This is a genomic window from Alteromonas sp. 4NS20-0143, assembly GCF_057542855.1.
This window is the reverse complement of record NZ_BAAJLR010000002.1, coordinates 18,625-36,077: the sequence shown is the minus strand read 5'-3', so window position 1 is coordinate 36,077 and position 17,453 is coordinate 18,625. Positions and strand designations below refer to the sequence as shown.

Genomic DNA, 17,453 nt, shown 5'->3' with positions numbered 1-17,453 from the left:
GATATTGAGTGTCTACAAAATAGCGTAGCGTAGACATAAATAGACTATCCTCATTGGGTAAATACACACGTTAACTACTTGCCCACTAAAAAAAGCGCAGCGCTAAGGCGATTATTACACCCGTGATGATAAGCTGGACTAAGCAGAAACCCATAATGTCTTTGGCTTTTAAACCCGCTATCGCTAGCACTGGCAATGCCCAAAATGGCTGGATTAAATTTGTCCACGCATCACCCCAAGCAACTGCCATCGCAACGCGAGAGATATCTGCCCCTAATTCGGCTGCTGCAGGAAGCACCACTGGCGCTTGCACTGCCCATTGCCCACCGCCAGAGGGGACAAAAATATTCACTATACCTGCGCTAATAAAGGTAAGCACCGGAAGCGACTGGGCAGAAGCAAAGCTAATTAACCATTGAGACATACTTTCAGCCAATCCAGACTGTACCATGACGGCCATAATGCCGGCGTAAAAAGGAAACTGAATAATAATTCCGCTGCCGCCTTTCACTGCCTGCTGTAGGCTTTGCAGCAAACGTTTTGGTGTGCCGTGTAGAGCAATAGCCAAAAACAAGAAAATAGTATTCACAATGTTGAGGTTTAAACCACCGTCTTTTATAAAATAATTAACAAGGTACGCTATCCCCAAAAGGCCAATGAGAATGCCCAGGATTTTACTGTTTTCTAACTTATCAGCGGGCCTTTCATTGCTTTTCACTTGTTCTAGGCCATGTTCTTTTTCTATGCCTTGTTCTTGTTCTATGCTATCGATGAGTTTGTCTGGACTGACAATAACGCTGTCTTGATGTGATGGCAGCATAAGCCGATTTACCAGCGGAACAACAATAAAAAGAATGCAAAGCAGCGCAATATTAAACCCACTGAAAAGAGTATCGCTTGTGCTAATTACACCAATTTGGTTTTCACTAAAGTGACCCGGTGTGGCAATAGTAAGAGGTACAGAACCCGCAAGGCCGCCATGCCAAACCAAAAATCCTGAATAGGCACTGGCCACAAGAAGTCGATAATCCACGGGAGTTTTTCGTGCTAAGGCTTTGGCAAACAGTGCTCCCACAACTAATCCGAAACCCCAGTTTATCCAGCTTGCCGAGAGTGAAACGAGGGTCACCAATAGGATTGCTTTTCCCGGCGTGTTGCCAAGGTGAGCCAGCTTTTCTAACAGCATTCGCATGAGCACAGTAGAAGCCAGCATAAATCCAGTGACAAGTACCAGCAACATCTGCATAGAAAAGGTGAGTAGCCCCCACAGGCCATTTCCCCATTGTTCAACAACAGTAACAACAGGTTGTTGCTCAATGATTACAGCGGCTAAAAAGACGCAAACAGTCAGAATAAGAACAAAAACAAACGGGTCGGGTAGGTAACGCTCAACCAGTTTTACTAAAGGTTTGGCAGCTCTATTTAACATTGTTTTTAAATTTATTTTTGTTAAGAGATTGCTAAAGCATAACGTATCTTTTGTATTTTCCCTACATGGCGGACTGGTATTGAGCATTTGAAATTGAATTGGCGTAAACAAAAAAGCCCGCAATAGCGGGCTTTAGCGATAAATATTAAGCTACTCTTTTTTAGAAGCTTGCATTGCCTGGTGTACGAGGGAAGGGGATCACATCACGTACATTTTGCATTCCAGTTACGTAAGCAACTAAACGTTCGAACCCTAAACCGAAGCCTGAGTGAGGAACGGTGCCATAGCGGCGAAGGTCGCGATACCACGCGTAGTCTTCTTTTGACAGTTCCATCTCTTCAAGACGGGCGTCAAAAACGTCAAGACGCTCTTCACGTTGAGAACCACCAATAATTTCACCAATTCCTGGTGCCAATACATCCATTGCAGCAACGGTTTTGCCGTCGTCATTAATGCGCATGTAGAAGGCTTTAATATCTTTTGGATAGTTTTGCATGATAATTGGCGCGCCAACATGCTCTTCTGCTAGGTAGCGTTCGTGCTCTGATGAAAGGTCAATGCCCCACTCAACTGGGAATTCAAAGGTTTTGCCACAGTTTTGTAAGATTTCGATCGCATCAGTGTAGTCCATGCGCACAAATTCAGAACTCACTAGGCTTTCAAGACGCTCTATTGCATCTTTCTTTATGCGCTGGGCGAAAAACGCCATATCGTCCGGAAGTTCTTCTAGCACGGCCTTACATACATATTTGAGCATGTCTTCTGCAAGTTGTGCCACATCGCTTAGGTCAGCAAAGGCCACTTCAGGTTCAATCATCCAAAATTCAGCAAGGTGACGTGACGTATTTGAGTTTTCAGCACGGAAGGTTGGGCCGAAGGTATATACCTTAGACATTGCCGTACAATAAGTTTCAACGTTAAGCTGACCACTTACTGTTAGGTAGGTTTCTTTACCGAAAAAGTCCTCAGAATAATCAACATTTCCCTTGTCGTCATGAGGAAGGTTCATCATGTCTAGTGTTGAAACACGGAACATTTCACCCGCGCCTTCGGTATCGCTTGCCGTTAAAATAGGCGTTGAAATCCAGTAGTAGCCCTTCTCGTGGAAGAAGCGGTGGATAGCTTGTGATAAACAGTTGCGTACGCGAGTTACCGCACCGATAACGTTAGTACGAGGGCGCAAGTGTGCGTATTCGCGAAGGTATTCAATGCTGTGTCGCTTAGCGGCCATCGGATACGTATCTGGATTTTCTACTAATCCAATAACGTCGACTTCTGTAGCATCTATCTCAAGAGATTGGCCTTGACCTTGTGACTCTTTTACTGTGCCGGTAACCGACAGCGAACAGCCAGTCGTTAGGCGCTGAATGTCGGCGTAATTTGACAGAGAGTTTAGCGCAATTACTTGAACCGGATCGAAGCAGCTACCATCGTGTAGCGCGATAAATGATAAACCGGCTTTAGAATCTCGGCGTGTTCTCACCCAACCTTTAACGGTTACCGATTCGCCAACGGCGTACTTACCTTTAAGTACGTCAACAACGGGCGCGTGCGTCATGTTAGTTTCTCCGTCTTACTGTTTCTTGGCTGCTATGTACTATCATTAGTCACATAAACGCAGTGTGCAAAATGCACGAAAAAATGGTTTTTGGTCAATGTTTTGGATTTTTTTGCCGATAAAATAACACAAATTAAAACGTGGCTTTCTAGACGCACGGCTGCCAATACAATGGCGAAGGTGCTTTAAATGAGAAGTCTGCCACAATCCAATAGCACGCTAGTATACTCAACCATAAGCTGGATGCCAGAGAACAGAGTGACAAATGGGAAATAAAAATGTTTCTTTATCAATGAAAGGCGATGAAAAGTACAAAATGAGCACAAAGCCGTTACACCATAGCGAAGATAGACGGAAAACCCCTCATGGAGACACTTTGTTTTACAAGGTTATGCTTGGGCTAAATATTTTAGCCTGGGCGGGCCTAGTCGTGGTATTGATTCTGTTTCACTATGCTCGCCCAGAATTCATTACCGGGGTGCAGCAATACTGGGGCGTAGAGGGTGATAACACGTGGACCATGTCATACGTGGATGCCATGGTTGTGTTGCTTCGCATATGTTTAGTGTTGAGTTTAATCAGCACCGTGATGCGGGCGAGAAGAAGCCGCCGAAAAAACGACAGCTTTGGTATTAACTTAATCATTCTCACAATAATTGTGGCCACCAGTTTAATCACGTTGGCCACAACAGTGAGTTAGTTTTTTTGTTGGTGGAAAGTTTAAATGAAAGCCACTTGTATAAGCCAATAGGTATACGCCATATAGGCTAGCACGAAAGCTCCCCCTTCAACGCGGTTAAGTCGCCCCTGGCGCTTAATACCGATACAAAAAATAAATAAGGCCACCGTGGATGCAAGCATGACGACGATGTCTCGATAAATAAAATCTGAACTCACGGCCATGGGCTGAATGGTGCCGGCAATGCCTACTACCGCAAGGGTGTTAAACATATTAGAGCCAATCACATTGCCAATGGCTAGGTCGTGCTCTCCCTTTTTAACGGCAATAAGCGAAGAGGCGAGTTCTGGCAATGACGTACCAATAGCAATAACCGTAAGCCCGATAATAGTGTCGCTGACACCAAAGAATGTAGCAACTTCCACCGCACCCCACACCAACATGCGTGAGCTTGCAACAAGCAGCAGTAAACCGGCAATAAGCCAGATTACATGGGTTTTCACTGTGCCTTCGGAGGCATTGATCTCGTCATTGTATTCGTCGGCGAGTGCGTCTTTGTCGCCTTTCATCCCGTGGTAAATGCTCCACGAAATAAGCAGGACGAATAATCCTAATAGTGAAAACGCATCGTCTTTAGAAACCTGTTGGTCGAGCACCTGCCAAGCAGCAAAAAAAGTAATGCCAAGTAACACAGGCAGTTCTTTTTTGATTATTTCTGATTTCACTGCAATAGGGCTAATGACAGCGGTTAGCCCTAATATCAGTAAGATGTTAGCGATATTAGACCCATAGGCATTCCCCAACGCGATACCTGAGTTTCCTTGGAGTGCAGCGAATATGGAGACAATGATTTCCGGGGCAGACGTACCAAAACCGATGATGAGCATACCTATCAATAGCGGTGATACGCCGAAGTGATTTGCTACCGAGGCAGCGCCACCTACAAACTTTCCTGCGCTCCACAGTAGTACCGGTAAACCAATAGCAATAGCCAAGCAGGCTAAAAACATACTTTCTCCTTAAATCTGCATCTATTATGTGCGGTCTATTTACATTGTTCTGTAAACAGGTTCTTTCTTTAACCTAGTATCGCAAATGCTGCTCTTTTTTGTAATACAGAAAACGCAAAGGCAGTGAAAAAGATATTCGCCGTTCTAGGCTACGATTACTGGCTTTATACGATCATTCTAAACGTACAGCGCACATTACCCTACTGAGTTCTTAACCTAACGTAACGTTTATCCCGTGTTTCTGAGTTTTCAAAAAGCATTCGCACGCGTATTTATACATGTGCTGTATGGAGCTGCTTTAAAAATTGTGCGATGCCAGTTTTGGCTCAATTTTTGAAGGAAGCTTTTGATTGGTACTAAAGCGAAAACGCTGCAACAAAAACACAGTGAAACTACGTTTTACTTAAGTCGCGCCATCTCTTCATACAAGGAGACCAGGAGCGTTGCCAGAGCCTCATGGGTTTAGCTCGTGGGTATAGCTCGTGGGTGTGGCTCATGGGTGTGCCTTATGGGTGTAGTAGGGGGCCTGAATAAAGTACTTATGTATAGATTGTTAGTCATAACGAGGGCTTATAACGTCGCTAATGCCAGCATTGCTTGTGTGGTTTTTACACTGCGCTGAGCTAATAATTACACTGCGTTTCGCTAATATTTACATGGCGCATCGCTAGCATTTACATAAATGAACACAATTAAAAATAAAAAGGATTGCGAGATGTCTCTTTCTAGGAGCGATAGGTTTAGTGCTTATATGCACAAAAGAACATGGTTCACGGTTATTGTGGTAACTGTTTTGCTTCTTATATTCGCGCGCATAGGCGCGCCATACGCAGTTCACTATTATATCAATCAACAAATTAATCAGACAAAAGGCATAACGGGGCAGGTCGGCGACGTAGATTTACATTTGTATCGCGGCGCCTACTCGGTTGACGATATTGAGATTTATGCCGTTGACGAGCAATCATCTCCTAAGCCGCTACTGTCTGTGACAACCCTCGATTTTTCCTTGGCATGGTCGGCGGTATTAAACGGCAATTTAGTCACCAATATGGTGTTTAGCCAACCAAAGATAGTCGTTTACGACAAAGACACCACGACGCCGGAGCAAAACCAACAAGTTAAAGATGAAGGAACGTGGGTTGGACTTGCCAATAATTTAGTGGTGTTTTCTATCGATACGTTAAAAATTATTGACGGGAAAGTGTCGTTAGTTAATCAAACAAAGAAGGGTGAAGTACCGACATATATTGCAAACATCAATGCAGATATAAAAAATATTACTAACGCACAAAACTTGATGAAAACGTTAGTGACCAGTGTTGACGTTACAGGGGATTTAATGGGTGAGGCAACCCTCACTTTAGTTGGAAAGTTAGATCCTTTTAGCGAACAGGCCAACTTTGATTTTAATATGGAAGTACAACGCTTTTCGGTCAAGCAGATACAAACGGTATTCAATGTATACACGCCATTTGATATTGAGGCCGGTGGCATTGATGGCGCCATGGAGTTAGCGGCAAAAAGTAATGAAGTTAGCGGTTATGCTAAAGCCGGTGTTTACGATTTAAGTATTTTTTCTTGGCGGGAAGATGTAGAAAAAGACGATGACGGATTATTTACCATTATTTTTGAGGGCGGTGCCGATTTGCTAAGTGCAATACTTGAAAATGATAAGTCTCAATTAGTCGCTGCGCGAATACCTATTGAAGGTACACTGGATAATACTGATATTTCTACTTTCCAAGCGGTGGTTTCAATATTGAAAAATGCATTTTTTGACGCAACGAAAATGCAAGTCGAGGATATCGTATCCTATGAATCAGTCGAAACAAGCTCCTCAGAAGAGGAGCCGTAACGTTGCGTAGTTCTGTAGGGCGATTTCTATCCACCTATTTCTGCTAGTCATGAGCTTCAATGAATTTTAACCAGTGAGGAAAGACTTCCATTTGTTGGAGTGTCAGTTTGATACATACAAATATCGGCACCGCCAACAGTACACCCAACATGCCCCAGATCCAGCCACTGACAAAAAGCCACACTATGATAACCAGCGGGTTAATCTGCATACTTTTGCCTAAAACCGTTGGGGTTACTATTTGAGATTCAATGATATTCAAAGTAAGGAATATCCCAACAGGAAGCAACGCTGTGCTTGTTATTCCAAACTGCAGCGTACCAACAAGCAACAGTATACCAACACTAATTATAGAGCCCATATAAGGAACAAAGTTTAATAGACCGACGATGGCACCCCATAAAATCGCATCGCGAATATTAAAGTACGAAAGGCCGATTGCTGTTAGAACACCTAGTGCACAATTAATAATACTGATAGTTAAAATATAGTGAGATAGAGCCTGTTGAATACTTCTAATCAACAGTTTTGCTCGCTCTCTATTTTTGATTATCGGAAAGTCATTGATGACAACTTTCGACAGTGGTGGCCCAAAAATAAGAAGAAAGAGGGTTAGTACAACGGCGCCTATCACCTGTGCGAGAAAAAGCGGAGCAGCGAGCAACATTTCAAAAATCATTTGCCTACTACCTTGTTTAAATTGCTCTTCTACAGCTGAATCGTCGGTTTTTTGCGTTGGCTCTTTTTCAAACCACGGATAGGCGGTATTACTCGCTTGGCTTTCCTGCAAGGTTGTATCGCCGTGCGCCACGGCGCTTAACATTGAGAGTTCTTCAGCAATCTGCTCGGCCAATAGCGGTAGGGATTTCATCCATCGCTCAGCCGGCTCCGAAAGTTCGAATGCCAAAAAGGTTAATGGCGTAACCAACATCGCTAATAGAACCATAGAGGAAACGGCCCGCGGTATGAACAGCCGCTTGAGTCTAGTCACAAGAGGGCTCAACAGCAGTGCAACTAACATTGAAAAAACCACTGGAATGATCAGCGACTGAGCAAAATACAATGTATAGAGTGTGGCAAGCGCGACTAAAACAATAAGAAGCCTTACAACTCGAACGTCTCTTGTTTTTACCTTGTATTCGTCATGCCTATGTAAAAGTGGGTTTTCCTTCATTGTACTGTCCTTATAATGTGAAGAGTGAGTGAGTACTTCTGTCGTTAAGTCTCAAAATTAACTAGTCTGTTTTCCGATATCGGCCCTCGAAACCACAAAAAATACCGAACCCCATTAAACCAACGCCTAGGGCACTTACCATCCATGGTCCAAAGGGTTGAACTAATAATGTGGATACGGCTTCAGGAAGACCACCTGCTTTTTCGGATTTTTGCGCGATGGATGCATTCATAAAGAACACACCAACCATTAAATACACAACGCCGCGACAGGCGAAGCCTAAGCGGCCGCACAACACTACTATTTTGCTTTGTAAGGCAGGCATAGAGCTTACAAATTTATCCATAAAATCCGTTTTTACTACATGTTTAAACTGAATGAGGGAAAAAAGGATAACTGCCAAACTGATCGCGCCAACAAGTATCGCTCCCCATGTTGTTTGAAGAATACTCTCTCCAACTTGCTGCTGTTGCTGTTTAGAATCGTCTTGTAGTGACATTAATACTTTTATTGATACATAAGTTGCTGAGCCGTAGGCGATGGCAGAAAAGAAATAGAATAGGCGCATGAGGACATCTTTTGGCTTTGTCATATCAAGGTTGCCAGGATTAGTAACACCTTGAGCTAAACGCCACGCCACATAGCAGGCAAAACCTACAGTAACAGCGGTGAGAGAGACCGAGCCAAACGGGGTATACAAAATCTCTTGAAAGACTGATTTTTTCGTCACTTCTTCAGCTCTCGTGGCGGTAAACGCAACAAGCAGTGTAAGAATGCCGAGAACACAGTACACAATGCATTTTGCTGAATATCCAATGCGAGCAATAACTTTAGTGAGAAACGTGATGTCCATATGCTTATCTAATTTGCTTTGTAGTGGCTGTGATAATGACAGAGACATGTGCAAGCTATGCGCCATGGAGACAAAGTGGTGGGGAAATATATGAGGTTGGCGAGATGTACTTTTTTTGTATTCTAAATTCTTCTTTAAGGGTAGGTAAGATAAGGCTTACAAAGTATTTACCGCTATTTTCTAGAATTTAAAAGCAAAGTGATTCAGATGAGATTGCGTGAAATATAATATCTGTGCCACCGTGCACACAATTACATTAAGAAGTATTTACACTATTCGCTGTAATATCTTTAGTTGGCAATGCTAACGCAATGAGCAAACGTTGATGCATGAATACAAATCGAACGTGAATATAAATTGAAAAAATGCCTTTAGTTTCTTTCAGCAAGCCTAGCGTCGACGCTTTTAAGCCAGACCTTATACAAGCTATCTGAATTGGCGTATTGCTTGAACACGGCTTTTAGTTCTTTTGAATGTCGAAGGGCGGCAAGTGCTTGATTGATGTGGTTGAGCTTATCTACTGCCGCGCTATTGTTGCTTAACGCTAAAGTATGGACCCCGCTGGGGTGGAACTCTTCACTGACTTGTTTCATGCACTTGGGCGTTGCGGCCTTGTTGTAATTGACACAGTAGTAATTAATTATGCTAGTGCCAAAGAATAGGTAATCTAATCTGTTTCCTTTCAACATGTCATAAAGCTGCGGGCGACGAACCGTAGAATAGATATTTTTAAAACCTAACTCTTTAGCCAGCGTTTCTTGAAGGGAACTTGCAGACACACCTATAGTGCTGTTCTCTAAATCTATGTCGTCAAAATGAGTAACAGGATTGTTAGGCTGGGTGAATATCGCCGAACCTTCAGCGATAAGAGGTAGCGAAAAAGAAGCCCATTTTTCTCGCTCAGCAGTCTTTAATGCACCAAAAATCATGTCCACTTTGCCGTCTTTAACTCGCTTCATAGACGCTCGCCACGAAGATGGCTGAAGCTCAAGCTGGTATTTAGCATGTTGCGCTGCTAGCTCAAAAAGCTTCCAAGAAAGACCGTAGGATTCAGACGCTTCTACATACTGCTTATGATCTTCAAATACCGTAATGCTCACGGTATTATTTGCAAATGCGGGTAGTGCACTTGCTAATAAACTGACTAGCGACAGTAACAGTAAAGACCATGACAGTCGGCTTTTAAGGCGGCACATTAAAGGTTTCAAAACTGGTTCACTACAACATTCTCTTCTGACACGCTAGCATTGTGTAGAAACTGAGCCTGCATTGCAATATGACCAAGCCAGAACGTATCTAAAGTATAAGCGTTCTTCAATCTAAGCGCTTTTAAATTAAGCACTTCAGTTGTGCACTCCTGTAACTTCCGCTTAATCGGAGCTCAATGTTTATAAACAGTAAGAACCATAGTGTGTGCATGTATGCACCAAAATTTACCAGCAGTTAAAGTCAATTAGTGATGAACGTGAGTAATATTGACCTTTTTGTTTAACGTTTTAAGACGTGAAACAAGCTGAGAAAGTTCTTCCACCGAACCTGAGTAGTTTATCTTCTTGTTCATTTGCTTACCTTTCACCGCCGTGTGAAATAAAGCCTCGCTTTCAAAACATGCTGTTTTTCTATCAAGTGTGTTCCACTCTTTTTGCAAATCGGTGGGGATAGAGTGACGTTTAGCGTACAACTTGTCTTTAATTTGCAACACTTTTCCGATCAATACTTGTGCGTCAGTTGGCATAATTGTTTCTCCTTAAGCTATCAAACACGAATGAGGTATTGCCCCTTTTTTATGAAGAATAAGTTCTTCAAAAGCATGTGTATCAAGAGCACGGTTGGTGCTGATACACGTACTCATCCGTTAACCTTCATCTAATAATCTGTATTAATAAATGCGTTATTACTCTCTAAGACGTTGCATCATCAATGCCAATTTGCAATTACAACGTGTAAATGCGCGTTAGTTGCAAAGCAACATCGTTAATGGATAATAAACACAAGTAAGCTACTTGTAAGAGAAGGGTTTTGAAGTGCTCTTTAACTTTTTGGCTTGGCAATAGCAAAAATGAGGGGTCCAAATAAGCAGGTTAAGCAAGATAGCCGTTACTAAACTAAAAATGACCGAAGCCGGCGTTAAGGGAATAGAAGGGCGAAAGTTATCGACTACTTTTTTTAACGTCGAAAACTGTTCTGGGCTGGCCATATAGGTCAACTTTTCAAAGTAGTGACCATACTCAAGGGTGCGCATGCCTTGCTCTAAAGACTCAATCATTGAAAAGCGCTGAGCTTTTTGCGAGGCGTTATCTCTTACTAGGGCCTCATCATTTTGTTGGAGGCTGTCGAGCATGGCTTCAACCGATGAAAAGCCATGCTGCTTTGCTAACTCAGAAGACAAGGTGACTTCATCTCGTATAGCATCGTAATAGCCATTGAGGTACTGCCTGTAATGGTCGGCAAGAATGGGCACTTGTAGCGTAATAATAAATAAAACAGCAAAAACAACTTTATCTAAAACGCGCGTGATCATTAGTTAACCTCAAATTTAATACAAATATAAGCGATTTGCTTGGCATCCAAACCAGCAAATATGTATTTAACAAAGCATGCATTAACGCTAAAGACTCCTACTACCGCAGCAGGTGCGCTACTTACTCACTACACTACTGACTTGCTGTGCGTAAAACTTAGCGCATGTCTTTATCGTAGTGCGTGGTAGTTGAACTTCCACATTTTGGAAGCACTAAATCTTTGTAGCCTTCACATTAGTTACTACTTCACCTTAGTTACTCTTTGCCTTAAAAGGTGTCGCTATTTAAAGAAGTCATAGATAGCGTGAGTCAATTTACTTAGCTGCTCTGAACTTATTATGTAAGGAGGCATAATGTATACCAATTTACCGAAGGGTCTTATCCATACACCGTGTTTCACAAAATGGCGCTGTATCTCTGCCACGTTAACGGGCTGCACTGCTTCAACTACGCCAATAGCGCCCAGCACGCGCACGTCCGCTACACTTGGTAAGTCTGCACATTTTGCTAATTCGCTCTGTAATTGTTTCTCAATAGCCGGTATCTGCTGCTGCCAATGGTTTTCATTAATAATAGATAGGCTTGCATTCGCTACAGCACAGGCAAGCGGATTACCCATGTAGGTAGGTCCGTGCATGAACACCCCCGGCGAACCTTGGCAAACTCCCAATGCCACATCTTCAGTGCATATCGTTGCCGCCATGGTTAAATAGCCACCGGTTAAGGCTTTGCCTAAGCACATAATGTCTGGCGTAATACCCGCGTGCTCACAGGCGAAGAGCTTCCCTGTGCGTCCAAAACCAGTTGCAATCTCATCACAAATAAGCAGCACATCATAGGTATCGCACAACTGACGACAGCGCTTTAAATATTCAGGATGGTACATACGCATACCGCCTGCTCCCTGAACAATAGGCTCTAATATCAGCGCCGCCATTTGGTGGTGATTTTTTTCAAACAATTCTTCTAAAACAAGGATGTCGTCTTCGCTGAAGGTTTGACCGTAACGAGTCTGAGGGGCGGGAGCGAAAAATTGCTTGCTCAACACGCTTTCAAACAAGCTATGCATGCCATTAACCGGATCGCACACACTCATGGCTGCAAACGTATCACCATGGTAGCCATTACGGGGTGCAACAATTCGCGACTTTTCGGGTCGCCCTTGGCAGGCCCAATACTGAATGGCCATTTTAATTGCCACCTCAACGGACACCGAACCTGAATCGGCGAGAAAAACCCGTTCTAACCCTGCTGGAACCATTTTTAGCAGGGTTCTACATACATCCACTGCTGGCTGGTGGGTAATGCCACCAAACATCACATGGGAAAAAGCATCTACCTGATCGTGAGCCGCTTTATTTAACACAGGATGATTGTAGCCGTGTATTGCCGCCCACCAGCTCGACATACCGTCGACAAGGACCTCACCAGTAGAGAGCGTCAGTTCAGCGCCATTAGCCCCAGTGACTTCGTAGCATGGTAGTGGATTAACGGCAGACGTATACGGGTGCCAAATGTGCTGTTTATCAAATTCTATATTGTTCAAAATTTAACCGTTAGTAAATATTTTGGAATGGTCAGAGTTGACAACTTTGTAATGACGCATAGACTAAGCCAGCATTCCCATTTAGTAAAGAACAAGTAAAGGACAGTCCATGACACTGGCTTCAGCGCAAAATGCGCAAACGACAACAATTCGTAACGATTGGTCAAAAGACGAAGTAACCGCTTTGTTTGAAATGCCATTTAACGATTTACTCTTTCAAGCACAGGTCGTGCATAGACAGCATTTTAATCCCAATGAAGTTCAGGTGAGTACGCTACTGTCGATAAAAACCGGTGCATGCCCGGAAGATTGTAAATATTGTCCGCAAAGCGCGCGCTACGACACTGGGCTTGAGAAAGAACGTCTTTTAGAAATCGAAAAAGTGATTGAGCGCGCTAAAGAAGCAAAGCAAGTAGGCTCTACACGTTTTTGCATGGGAGCCGCATGGCGCAACCCTCGCGACCGCGATATGCCTTACATTGTAAGCATGATTGAAGAGGTGAAAAAGCTGGGTCTTGAAACCTGCATGACTCTTGGCATGCTTACCCGAGACCAGGCCGTTGCTCTTAAACAAGCAGGGCTAGACTATTACAATCACAACCTTGATACCTCGCCAGAGTATTACGGCGATATTATTACTACACGCACTTATGAAGACCGCCTAAATACCCTAGAAAATGTCAGAGAAGCAGGCATGAACGTATGCTCTGGCGGCATTGTTGGTATGGGAGAGACAGCAGCAGACAGAGCAAGCATGCTTGTGCAGCTAGCCAACCTGCCTGAGCAGCCGCAAAGTGTTCCTATCAATATGTTAGTTAAAGTAAAAGGGACACCTTTAGACAGCGTTGAAGATTTAGACTACTTCGAGTTTATTCGCACTATCGCTGTAGCGCGAATTATGATGCCTAAGTCTCACGTTCGTTTATCGGCAGGTCGAGAGGCAATGAACGAGCAGATGCAAGCCATGTGTTTTATGGCAGGGGCTAACTCTATATTTTATGGTTGCAAGCTGTTGACTACGTCTAATCCAGATACTCACGAAGACGTTATGCTGTTCAAAAAGCTGGGCATCAATACGGAAAGAACCCGCGACTTTTCTGACGAAGCCCATCAACAAGTACTAGAGGAAGAAATTGCACAGCAAGCTGAGGGCGATGCTGACGCACTTTTTTACGATGCTAGTAAGCCAAAAACTGCTAAAGCCTCTTTGAAAAACGAATCGAATACAGCAGAGGCCTGATGTCTTTTTCTTGGTTAGAAGATGCACTCACTCAGCGGGCCCAGGCGGGCTTGCTGCGTCAACGCGTATGTCAGCAGTACGAAAAAGACAACGTTATATGTATTAACGGTGACCACTATCTCAACTTTTCCAGCAACGATTACCTTGGTATGCGCCAGCATGAAGGAGTACTGCAAAGCTGGGTAGAAGGGCTTGCCCAATTTGGTGGCGGTAGCGGTGCATCACCGCTTGTTACCGGTCATACACAGGCTCACCTTGCGCTAGAGGCCACCCTTGCAGACGGGCTAAATCGTGAAGCGGCATTGTTATTTAGCTCTGGCTTTGCCGCGAACCAAGCCGTGTGTACGGCGCTTTTTGGCCAAGGCTCCCCAAACGCGTCGGCAGCGCAATCGACGGCTATTTTTGCCGATAAACTCATGCATGCTTCCTTTCTTGAAGGGGCTATGTCCCTTAAAAAAAACGTCTCGCTTCGCCGGTTTCGACACAATAATGTGGAGCACTTAGCATCTTTGCTGTCTGCCCGCGAGTCGTTACACACTGATGCACTGATCGCCAGCGAGGGTGTGTTTAGTATGGATGGCGACCGAGCGCCTGTAAAAAAGATAGCTGCATTAGCTGAGCAACACCGCGCTTGGTTTATGCTCGATGACGCCCATGGCATGGGTGTTTATGGAGACAACGGGTTTGGTACAGTTGAGGAACTACAGCTAAGTCAAAGCCAAGTACCTATTGTAATGGGAACCTTTGGCAAAGCCATCGGAACAGGCGGGGCATTTATTGCGGGTAGCCAAACACTGATTGATTATTTAGTTAATTTCTCAAAACACTATGTTTATTCAACGGCCATGCCGCCCGCGCAAGCAGTTGCCACTTTGTATTCGCTTACCCATATTTGCACTGACACCTCTCGCCGAGACCAGCTTAGGGCAAATATTGAATATTTCAGAGCGCGGTTTGCCCAAGAGTTTGGAGAAGACCGCGTTACCCAAAACGCAGCGACCGTTGCCGACCTCGCTTTGGTTGGCTCTAAAAGCGCAATTCAGCCTGTTATTGTGGGTTGCCCTAAGCGAGCTGTAGCTCTTAGTGATGCGTTAAAAGAGCGAGGGATGTGGGTTAGCGCTATTCGCCAACCCACGGTGCCGAAAAATGAAGATAGACTGCGTATTACTCTAACCACCACCCATACCGAACAAGATATCGATATGTTAGTCGACGCGCTCGCTTTGGCGAATGGGGCCATATCGTGAATGAATTTTGTGCTCAAGCAGCGTTCGCAATGGCTCAGGAGAAAAGCGCAGTGGTTCAGGAGGCAGGCGCAGTGGCTCAGGAGAAAGGCTTGGATAGGCCAACCCCACTACAGCTCACTAGTAAAAGTCCAAATCTAAGCGCAGACATAAGCCCAGGCATAAGCGCAAAAATAAGTGAGAAAGCAGTCGCAGAGCGCTTTTCCAAGGCAGCCCCACGTTACGATAAGCTCGCGGCTATTCAACACACCATCGCGCAGCAAGGGTTACACAACTTACCTGCCCAACTTTTAGGCAGTGCCCTTGATATCGGATGCGGGACGGGTGTACACACCCAATCTCTCAACGCACGTGGCTTACATGCCGTTGGTGTTGATATTGCACAAGGGATGCTGTCGTTAGCGGGTACTAACTACCCCCATCTCACTTTTAAACTGGGCAGTGCTCAAGCGCTACCGATAGCAAGTAACAGCATTGATGTTGTCTATTCATCGATGGCATTGCAGTGGGCCAACTGCCTAAATAGTGTCGCTGAAGAAGTGCATCGGGTACTCAACCACGATGCCATCGCAGAATTGGCCATAATGGTATCGGGTTCCTTTGAAGAGCTAACGCACGCGCGTAAATTAGCTCAGCTTCCTACGGCAATTACTCCATTGCCCACTGCCGATGGTTGGAATCGCGCATTTCGCGGCGCAGGGCTGACCGTAAAGCGAGTTATTACACGAGACTATGTGGATAGCCACAGCGACATTATGTCTTTATTGCGCTCGGTGAAAGGCGTAGGGGCAGGAGAGACAGGCAAGCAACAAAAAGTGCTTAGTCGTCAGGATATTAAAAAATTGAGCATGGCGTATCACAACATTCACGGCGAAGCGGGGAGTCTTCCGCTTACCTATCGAGTATGTCATTTTAGATTGGAAAAAAAGGCATGAAACAATACTTCATTACCGGCACAGACACCGAAGTCGGCAAAACCTACGTTACATGCAAGCTTCTTGAAGCAGCGTCACAATTAGGGCACAAGGCGATTGGTTATAAGCCAATAAGCGCGGGATGTGACCTTATTGATGGTGAATGGGTAAACGAGGATGCCGCCTCTATCCAGAAATTTAACAGCATTGATTTACCTATTAGCGAAATAAACCCTATTGCCCTTAAACCGCCCATCGCTCCCCATATTGCGGCGGTTGAGGCGGGAGTGTTACTAAGCGATGAAAAAATAATAAAGGGGCTGGGAAGCCTGCAAGCCTACAAGCCAGATTTATTATTAATGGAGGGGGCCGGTGGCTGGCGTTTACCGCTGAATGTGGGTGATGAAAGCAAGCCAACCCGGTTCTTGTCTGATGTGGTGGCATCCATTGGTATGGATGTCATTTTAGTGGTTGGCATGCGCTTGGGGTGTTTAAATCACGCCTTACTTACTGCTGAAGCTATTAGAGGTGACGGGCTTAACATCGCTGGCTGGGTAGCCAACGACATTACTGGCAATATGACCCGCTATAGCGATAATTTAGCGTCGTTAAAAGCAATGCTGCCAGAGCCGCTGTTAGCCGAAATCCCCTTCGGCCAACAACCAAGCGACGACAGGTTAGCCCTCGCGATTGAGCAACTCTGTTAAATCTGTACCAGGAGCAATGGGCGATTTTTCATTTCCCAAAAATACATAACCTTCCTTATCTCCCGCTAGCGAAAGCTTACTGTCCGTCAGTGTAAGCGCAGTTCCCTCGCGTATTGCTACTACGGGGGTAGTGGGGTTGAGTGCTGTAAATTCGAAAAGCCGTTGGTCACGGGTTTCACCGTTATGGCCCTCTGGCTGATAGTCGGTATAGTGCGGATTTAACTGAAAGGGAACCACATTTAAAGCTTCAAAACTGGGCGGCTCAATAATAGGCATGTCGTTGGTGGTCCTAATTGACTGACCGCAAATGTTAGAGCCTGCACTCCAGCCAATATAGGGAGTTGCATCTGCGATGGCATGCTTGATGGGCACCATTAACGCACCGGCATACAAGGTTGAGAGTAGGTGAAAGGTATTACCTCCACCAACCACAATACTTTGGCCGTTTTCTTTGGCATGGTTAATGGCAGATACTGGGTCTTCTACAGTGTGTAATCCAGTGACATTGCACTCTGGCAGAGCCTCGGCGACCTTATTAACGTATTCATCGTAGGTGCCGGTGACGGCAGCGTATGGAACGAATAGGAGGTCGCGAATATCTCCTAAGTGTGCAAGAATATGAGACCTTGCATGTTCAAGGTATGCCTCGTCACCTTGACGAGAACTACTAAGCATTAGTGCATGTGCGGTCATACAAACTCCACAAAATCATAGATATA

General features: G+C 44.7%; 16 protein-coding genes. 6 read left to right on the top strand and 10 right to left on the bottom strand.

The window, feature by feature from the left end; all coding sequences use genetic code 11:
• Positions 1 to 85: 85 nt before the first annotated feature.
• Together AC27HD_RS03920 and asnS are read right to left on the bottom strand one after the other, a co-directional pair.
• The gene (locus tag AC27HD_RS03920) at positions 86 to 1,429 is read right to left on the bottom strand and encodes a short-chain fatty acid transporter (RefSeq protein WP_487103949.1); all 1,344 of its coding nucleotides are present in this window, start codon (positions 1,427 to 1,429) and stop codon (positions 86 to 88) included.
• A 160-nt stretch (positions 1,430 to 1,589) separates the two neighbouring features.
• Positions 1,590 to 2,987, bottom strand: a complete 1,398-nt coding sequence (asnS, locus tag AC27HD_RS03915) for an asparagine--tRNA ligase (protein WP_487103947.1) — start codon at positions 2,985 to 2,987, stop codon at positions 1,590 to 1,592.
• 265 nt (positions 2,988 to 3,252) lie between these two features.
• Here asnS and AC27HD_RS03910 point away from each other — a divergent pair, with 265 nt between their 5' ends.
• Complete coding sequence (locus AC27HD_RS03910; RefSeq protein ID WP_152561537.1) at positions 3,253 to 3,687, top strand: hypothetical protein; 435 nt, start codon at positions 3,253 to 3,255, stop codon at positions 3,685 to 3,687.
• Between the two features lie 20 nt (positions 3,688 to 3,707).
• Here the strand turns inward: AC27HD_RS03910 and AC27HD_RS03905 are convergent, their stop codons facing one another.
• Positions 3,708 to 4,676, bottom strand: coding sequence for a calcium/sodium antiporter (locus AC27HD_RS03905; RefSeq protein ID WP_032096065.1), 969 nt, complete (start codon positions 4,674 to 4,676; stop codon positions 3,708 to 3,710).
• Between the two features lie 751 nt (positions 4,677 to 5,427).
• On the opposite strand from AC27HD_RS03905, the gene AC27HD_RS03900 reads away from it, so the two are divergent.
• Entirely contained in the window at positions 5,428 to 6,534 is a 1,107-nt protein-coding gene (locus AC27HD_RS03900; protein WP_487103944.1) for a DUF748 domain-containing protein, read from the top strand.
• 43 nt (positions 6,535 to 6,577) lie between these two features.
• On the opposite strand, the gene AC27HD_RS03895 is transcribed toward AC27HD_RS03900, so the two are convergent.
• The 6 genes from AC27HD_RS03895 to bioA all read right to left on the bottom strand — a co-directional run bounded on the left by AC27HD_RS03895 (position 6,578) and on the right by bioA (position 12,629).
• Positions 6,578 to 7,708 carry an AI-2E family transporter gene (locus AC27HD_RS03895; RefSeq protein ID WP_032096066.1) on the bottom strand — a complete coding sequence of 377 codons (1,131 nt, stop codon included), beginning with the start codon at positions 7,706 to 7,708 and terminating at the stop codon, positions 6,578 to 6,580.
• Between the two features lie 61 nt (positions 7,709 to 7,769).
• Entirely contained in the window at positions 7,770 to 8,609 is an 840-nt protein-coding gene (locus AC27HD_RS03890; protein ID WP_487103942.1) for a DUF1206 domain-containing protein, read from the bottom strand.
• A 323-nt stretch (positions 8,610 to 8,932) separates the two neighbouring features.
• Positions 8,933 to 9,769 carry a substrate-binding periplasmic protein gene (locus tag AC27HD_RS03885; RefSeq protein WP_487103940.1) on the bottom strand — a complete coding sequence of 279 codons (837 nt, stop codon included), beginning with the start codon at positions 9,767 to 9,769 and terminating at the stop codon, positions 8,933 to 8,935.
• A 245-nt stretch (positions 9,770 to 10,014) separates the two neighbouring features.
• Positions 10,015 to 10,296, bottom strand: coding sequence for a hypothetical protein (locus tag AC27HD_RS03880; protein WP_032096068.1), 282 nt, complete (start codon positions 10,294 to 10,296; stop codon positions 10,015 to 10,017).
• 264 nt (positions 10,297 to 10,560) lie between these two features.
• Positions 10,561 to 11,082: a DUF2937 family protein gene (locus tag AC27HD_RS03875; protein WP_032096069.1), complete on the bottom strand. Its 522-nt coding sequence runs from the start codon at positions 11,080 to 11,082 to the stop codon at positions 10,561 to 10,563.
• A 281-nt stretch (positions 11,083 to 11,363) separates the two neighbouring features.
• Positions 11,364 to 12,629: an adenosylmethionine--8-amino-7-oxononanoate transaminase gene (gene bioA / locus AC27HD_RS03870; RefSeq protein WP_487103938.1), complete on the bottom strand. Its 1,266-nt coding sequence runs from the start codon at positions 12,627 to 12,629 to the stop codon at positions 11,364 to 11,366.
• Positions 12,630 to 12,738: 109 nt separating this feature from the next.
• Here bioA and bioB point away from each other — a divergent pair, with 109 nt between their 5' ends.
• The 4 genes from bioB to bioD are packed head-to-tail and all read left to right on the top strand — an operon-like array spanning position 12,739 to position 16,734.
• On the top strand, positions 12,739 to 13,869 hold the full coding sequence (gene bioB / locus AC27HD_RS03865) for a biotin synthase BioB (RefSeq protein ID WP_487103936.1): 1,131 nt from the start codon (positions 12,739 to 12,741) through the stop codon (positions 13,867 to 13,869).
• Positions 13,869 to 15,116 carry an aminotransferase class I/II-fold pyridoxal phosphate-dependent enzyme gene (locus AC27HD_RS03860; protein ID WP_487103934.1) on the top strand — a complete coding sequence of 416 codons (1,248 nt, stop codon included), beginning with the start codon at positions 13,869 to 13,871 and terminating at the stop codon, positions 15,114 to 15,116. Before bioB ends, AC27HD_RS03860 begins: the two co-directional genes overlap by 1 nt.
• Positions 15,117 to 15,145: 29 nt before the next feature.
• Positions 15,146 to 16,048, top strand: coding sequence for a methyltransferase domain-containing protein (locus AC27HD_RS03855; RefSeq protein WP_487103932.1), 903 nt, complete (start codon positions 15,146 to 15,148; stop codon positions 16,046 to 16,048).
• The gene (bioD, locus tag AC27HD_RS03850; RefSeq protein WP_487103930.1) at positions 16,045 to 16,734 is read left to right on the top strand and encodes a dethiobiotin synthase; all 690 of its coding nucleotides are present in this window, start codon (positions 16,045 to 16,047) and stop codon (positions 16,732 to 16,734) included. The genes AC27HD_RS03855 and bioD overlap by 4 nt, the downstream gene beginning before the upstream one ends.
• On the opposite strand, the gene pepE is transcribed toward bioD, so the two are convergent.
• Positions 16,705 to 17,427 (bottom strand): dipeptidase PepE, encoded by a 723-nt coding sequence (gene pepE / locus AC27HD_RS03845; protein ID WP_487103928.1) that lies wholly within the window; start codon positions 17,425 to 17,427, stop codon positions 16,705 to 16,707. The two genes, bioD and pepE, sit on opposite strands and share 30 nt — an antisense overlap.
• Positions 17,428 to 17,453: the final 26 nt, after the last annotated feature.

What these genes read in the sequence shown, in the direction of transcription:
- AC27HD_RS03920 (WP_487103949.1), bottom strand. Translation starts at nt 1,429, where the DNA reads ATGTTAAATAGAGCTGCCAAACCTTTAGTAAAACTGGTTGAGCGTTAC.
- asnS (WP_487103947.1), bottom strand. Translation starts at nt 2,987, where the DNA reads ATGACGCACGCGCCCGTTGTTGACGTACTTAAAGGTAAGTACGCCGTT.
- AC27HD_RS03910 (WP_152561537.1), top strand. Translation starts at nt 3,253, where the DNA reads ATGGGAAATAAAAATGTTTCTTTATCAATGAAAGGCGATGAAAAGTAC.
- AC27HD_RS03905 (WP_032096065.1), bottom strand. Translation starts at nt 4,676, where the DNA reads ATGTTTTTAGCCTGCTTGGCTATTGCTATTGGTTTACCGGTACTACTG.
- AC27HD_RS03900 (WP_487103944.1), top strand. Translation starts at nt 5,428, where the DNA reads ATGCACAAAAGAACATGGTTCACGGTTATTGTGGTAACTGTTTTGCTT.
- AC27HD_RS03895 (WP_032096066.1), bottom strand. Translation starts at nt 7,708, where the DNA reads ATGAAGGAAAACCCACTTTTACATAGGCATGACGAATACAAGGTAAAA.
- AC27HD_RS03890 (WP_487103942.1), bottom strand. Translation starts at nt 8,609, where the DNA reads ATGTCTCTGTCATTATCACAGCCACTACAAAGCAAATTAGATAAGCAT.
- AC27HD_RS03880 (WP_032096068.1), bottom strand. Translation starts at nt 10,296, where the DNA reads ATGCCAACTGACGCACAAGTATTGATCGGAAAAGTGTTGCAAATTAAA.
- AC27HD_RS03875 (WP_032096069.1), bottom strand. Translation starts at nt 11,082, where the DNA reads ATGATCACGCGCGTTTTAGATAAAGTTGTTTTTGCTGTTTTATTTATT.
- bioB (WP_487103936.1), top strand. Translation starts at nt 12,739, where the DNA reads ATGACACTGGCTTCAGCGCAAAATGCGCAAACGACAACAATTCGTAAC.
- AC27HD_RS03860 (WP_487103934.1), top strand. Translation starts at nt 13,869, where the DNA reads ATGTCTTTTTCTTGGTTAGAAGATGCACTCACTCAGCGGGCCCAGGCG.
- AC27HD_RS03855 (WP_487103932.1), top strand. Translation starts at nt 15,146, where the DNA reads ATGGCTCAGGAGAAAAGCGCAGTGGTTCAGGAGGCAGGCGCAGTGGCT.
- bioD (WP_487103930.1), top strand. Translation starts at nt 16,045, where the DNA reads ATGAAACAATACTTCATTACCGGCACAGACACCGAAGTCGGCAAAACC.
- pepE (WP_487103928.1), bottom strand. Translation starts at nt 17,427, where the DNA reads ATGACCGCACATGCACTAATGCTTAGTAGTTCTCGTCAAGGTGACGAG.